Origin of the sequence: Longimicrobium sp. (genome assembly GCF_036280135.1) — a bacterium.
Lineage (GTDB): Bacteria > Gemmatimonadota > Gemmatimonadetes > Longimicrobiales > Longimicrobiaceae > Longimicrobium.
This window is the reverse complement of record NZ_DASURI010000301.1, coordinates 1-3,859: the sequence shown is the minus strand read 5'-3', so window position 1 is coordinate 3,859 and position 3,859 is coordinate 1. Positions and strand designations below refer to the sequence as shown.

Annotated in this window: 4 protein-coding genes; 2 read left to right on the top strand and 2 right to left on the bottom strand. The window is 71.8% G+C overall.

What is annotated here, in order from left to right:
• A partial coding sequence (locus VFZ20_RS09510) for a peroxiredoxin family protein (RefSeq protein ID WP_329683628.1) occupies positions 1–573 on the top strand: 573 nt, incomplete at its 5' end.
• 307 nt (positions 574–880) lie between these two features.
• A complete protein-coding gene (locus VFZ20_RS09505; RefSeq protein WP_329683627.1) occupies positions 881–1,540 on the top strand; it encodes an HD domain-containing protein in 660 nt (219 codons plus the stop codon).
• A gap of 92 nt (positions 1,541–1,632) precedes the next feature.
• Here the strand turns inward: VFZ20_RS09505 and VFZ20_RS09500 are convergent, their stop codons facing one another.
• Together VFZ20_RS09500 and VFZ20_RS09495 are read right to left on the bottom strand one after the other, a co-directional pair.
• On the bottom strand, positions 1,633–2,661 hold the full coding sequence (locus tag VFZ20_RS09500; protein WP_329683626.1) for a hypothetical protein: 1,029 nt from the start codon (positions 2,659–2,661) through the stop codon (positions 1,633–1,635).
• 81 nt (positions 2,662–2,742) lie between these two features.
• On the bottom strand, positions 2,743–3,522 hold the full coding sequence (locus VFZ20_RS09495) for an RNA polymerase sigma factor (RefSeq protein WP_329683625.1): 780 nt from the start codon (positions 3,520–3,522) through the stop codon (positions 2,743–2,745).
• Between the last annotated feature and the right edge of the window lie 337 nt (positions 3,523–3,859).

Here is a 3,859-nt window from a genome sequence, read left to right as displayed (position 1 = left end):
CGCGACCTGATCACCAGGGTGGAGCAGACGCAGCTGCAGCTGCGCCAAGCCTCCACGGAGCCCATGCGCGGGATGTACATGCCCGCGTTCCAGGCGCAGCCGGTGGAGGGGGGCCAGGCCGCGACCATCGGCGAGCTGCCGGCGGAGGGGCGGCAGGTGCTGCTGATGTACACCACCACCTGCCCGTACTGCCTGAGCAGCATTCCCGCGTGGAAGCAGATCACGGCCACGGTGGATACCATGACGTCCATCCGCGCCACGGTGTGGGGCGTGTCGCTGGACTCGGTGAACGCCACGCGGCAGTACATCACCAGGCACGCGCTGCCGTACAGCACCGTGCGCTTTCCCAGCGACAAGGTGGCGGCGATGTACCGCTCGGGCACGGTGCCGGTCACGCTGGTGCTGGACGAGAACGGCCGCACGATCTACTCGCGCACGGGCGAGCTCAAGGAGCGGATCGCCATCGACTCGGTGATCGCGGCCATCCGCTGGCGCCCCGCCCCGCGCGACACCACGGCCGCGGGACGTGCGCGTGCGCAGGGTGGAGCGCAAGGCCAAACGCAACGCTCGTAATCGCGACACGACGCGGCGCCCACGCAGGCGCCCCCTCCGCTCGCCTAGGCTCGCACCTCCCCCAAAAACCCCTGGGGGAGGTTGTTTTTTCTTGCTGGGAAGCGGCTTGTCTCGCGCGGCACCCACCCGGGACGGACCCGTCGGCGAAGGCCGACATCACGCTTCCGGAGCCGCGACTTCAGTCGCCGGGCCGGCTGGGGCTCCGCACCGGACCACCTCCCTGGTCCTCGCTCCATCTCCCCGCTCCGCCTTTCCCCATCCGCCGCGCCCGCGCAGATTCCGCCCTCCACAACGCACGGGGAGACGGATGCGCGAGAAAGACGAGATCCTGCGCCGCACGGAAGCGTTCGTGCGCGACAAGATGCACGGTGAAGGCACGGGGCACGACTGGTGGCACGTGGACCGCGTGCGGCGCATGGCGCTGCGCCTGGCCCGCGACGAGGGCGCGGACCCGTACGTGACGGAGCTCGCCGCGCTGCTGCACGACATCGCGGACCACAAGTTCCACGGCGGCGACGAGACGGCCGGCCCGCGCGCCGCCCGCGCCTGGCTCACCGAAGCCGGTGCTGACCCGGCGGACACCGAGCACGTGGCCACCATCGTGGCGCAGCTCTCGTTCAAGGGCGCCGGCGTGGCTACGCCCATGAGCACCGTGGAAGGCAAAGTCGTGCAGGACGCCGACCGGCTGGATGCGATCGGCGCCATCGGGATCGCGCGGGCGTTCGCGTACGGGGGCAGCCGCGGCCGCCCCCTGCACGAGCCGGATGCCGCGCCGGAGCTGCACGACAGCTTCGACCGGTACAAGTCCAGCACGGGGCCCACCGTCAACCACTTCCACGAAAAGCTGCTCCTGCTGCGCGACCGGATGAACACGGCCGCCGCCCGCCGCATCGCCGACGAGCGCCACCGCTTCATGGAAGCCTACCTGGACCGCTTCCACGCCGAGTGGGACTCGACGGACGGCTGATTGATCCGGATCCTCGCACCCTGCGATGACAATCGGCGGCGCTCCTCGCGTGAGGAACGCCGCCGATGCCGTTCGTGCATGACGATGCCGGACTACCGCGCGATCGCGTCGACCAGATCGTCCACCGCCTGGGTGAGCGCGGGCCACCCGAGCGGATCGGTTTCGCGGGCGGCGCGGATGCGTTCCACCGCCGCTTTGGCCTGCTCGTCATCGCCCAGGAACGACGACGCGCGGTCCAGCGTGCGCGCGGTGCGGGCACTGCGGAAGAACGCGGCGTCCCGGCGCGCGGCGGCAAAGCGCGCCGCCTCTGCCCATCCGCCCAGCGCGACGTAATCCGCCTCCAGAAAGCCCGTCGCCGTCTGGGTCGCGTACTCCAGGTCGGAGAGCAGCTGATCGCGGTCCGTGCGCGTGCCGTCCTCGAGCGGTTCGAAGGCGTTCCCCGCCGGGGCGAGGGTGTTCTCCAGCGTCTTCTGGATGGTGGAAACCATGTACTGCCGCTGCTCCACGTCGCCGGCGCGGATGGCGAGCTCCAGGACCACCGCCAGCGCCCCGACGCGCGCGGAGGTAGAGCGCTCCACGAGAGGGTCGCCCCCGCCACGCGTGCTCCCCCACGCGGGAGTCCAACCCGCGACCGAGCTGGCGTCGCGGCTTTCCAGCATGGCCACGGCCTGCGACGGCGCGGAGATGGCGCCAGGCCGCAGGGCCCGCCAGCCGAGCGGCAGCAGCGTGACGCCGGCCAGCACCGCCGCCAGCAGCGCCAGCCGCCGGTCCACGCGCCGCGCGGGGCGGCGGATGGGGATCACGCCTGGCCCGGACAACGGTTCGTCGTGCGCCACGTCCGCGACCGGAATCGGGGCGGGCGCCAGTCCCAGCGGCGCCGTGTGCGGCGGGACGGACGCGGCGGCGATCACCGTCGCGTCTTCCTCTTCCAGGGCGCGCTGGATGCCGGCGGCCTCGGCAAAGAGCGCGAGGTCGTCGTCATCGTCCGCCAGCCGGGCCAGCAGATCGTCGCGCTCCGCCTCGTCCAGGCGGCCGTCCAGCAGGGCGGCAAGGCGCTCGGGATCCACGCCGCCGTCCGGCGGTTCCGCGGCCCAGGGGGCGCCGTCTCGTGAATCATTCACACGCTATCCTCCTAGGGGCGCTCACGCGGCCCATTCTATCCTTGGATGGACACGGGGGACCGTTCTCCCGCGGGGCCGTGCTCACGCCGCGCGGTCGTCCAGCAGGCGCAGCACGTCTTCGCGGGTGATGCCCGCCGATTCGAGCTGCTTTCGCAGCTGGCCAAAGATGCGCTCCAGCCTTCGGTACAGCGGCTTTTGTTCCAGCGAGAGCGCGCGGGAGATGTCGGCCACGCTCAGGCCCTCCCACACGCGCATGTGCACGATCACGCGGTCCTCGGGCGGCAGGGCGTCCAGGGCGCGGCGCAGGGCCGTCTCGGCGGCGTCGCGCTCGTCCGCGGCCTCGTGGGCCAGGACGACCTCGTCGGCCGTGGACTGCGCGGGCTGCGCCTCGAGCGGCGCGTCGCCCACCTGCTGGGGGCGGGGCTGGCCGCGGGCGGGCAGCTGGGAGAGCAGGCGCAGCAGCTCGCGGTCGGGCAGGTCCGTGTGGCCGGCCGCGCGCAGCATCTCGCCGGCCTGGTCCAGGCGGTAGCCGTCGCGGTAGATGAGCGTCTCCAGCCGCGTGGCCACGTCGCCCAGGCGCTTGGCGGCGGCAGAGGGGCGCCATCGGCCCCAGCGGCTCACGCGGTAGTCGCGAAAGAGCATGGTCACCACCACGGTAAGGTAGGTGGTGATGGCGCTCTCCCCGCGAAACTTGCGCAGCACGGCGTAGTCGTCTTCCACCAGCCGCATGCGCGCCCACCCGGCGAACTCGTCGCTTTCGTCGGGATCCAGCCCGTGGCGGCGGCATACCTGCGCCGCCACGCGATCCACCCATCCCAGGTTGTTTGTAAGCAGGGCCTCGAGCTCGGTGCGATCGGGCATTGCAACGGGTGGGGATTCATTGACGGCGGGTGCATCCATCGGGAATCGCCCCAAAGGTACGCGCCTGTGCCCCGCGCTACAACGGTTTCCCGCCAGGGTCCGTGTCGCGTCCGCCAGGGCCGCCCCCGAACGAGGGCGGCCCGTGGTACGCTCCGCGCCGTCCAGAGTTTCCTCCCGGCTCCCTTTCCGCCATCCGTCAGGCGTCCCCGGCCGCAAATCGCGTCGGCCGGTCACCAGAATCTGACGTGCTGGCGGTGGCCGATTGCGACCGTCGTGGGCCAGGAAGAACCACGCTACACGGCAGGCACCGTGCGAGCGCCCCCTCCGGGCTCGTAAA

Bases quoted from the DNA above. Each gene is read 5' to 3' on its own strand.
- VFZ20_RS09505 (WP_329683627.1), top strand. From the start codon at position 881: ATGCGCGAGAAAGACGAGATCCTGCGCCGCACGGAAGCGTTCGTGCGC.
- VFZ20_RS09495 (WP_329683625.1), bottom strand. From the start codon at position 3,522: ATGCCCGATCGCACCGAGCTCGAGGCCCTGCTTACAAACAACCTGGGA.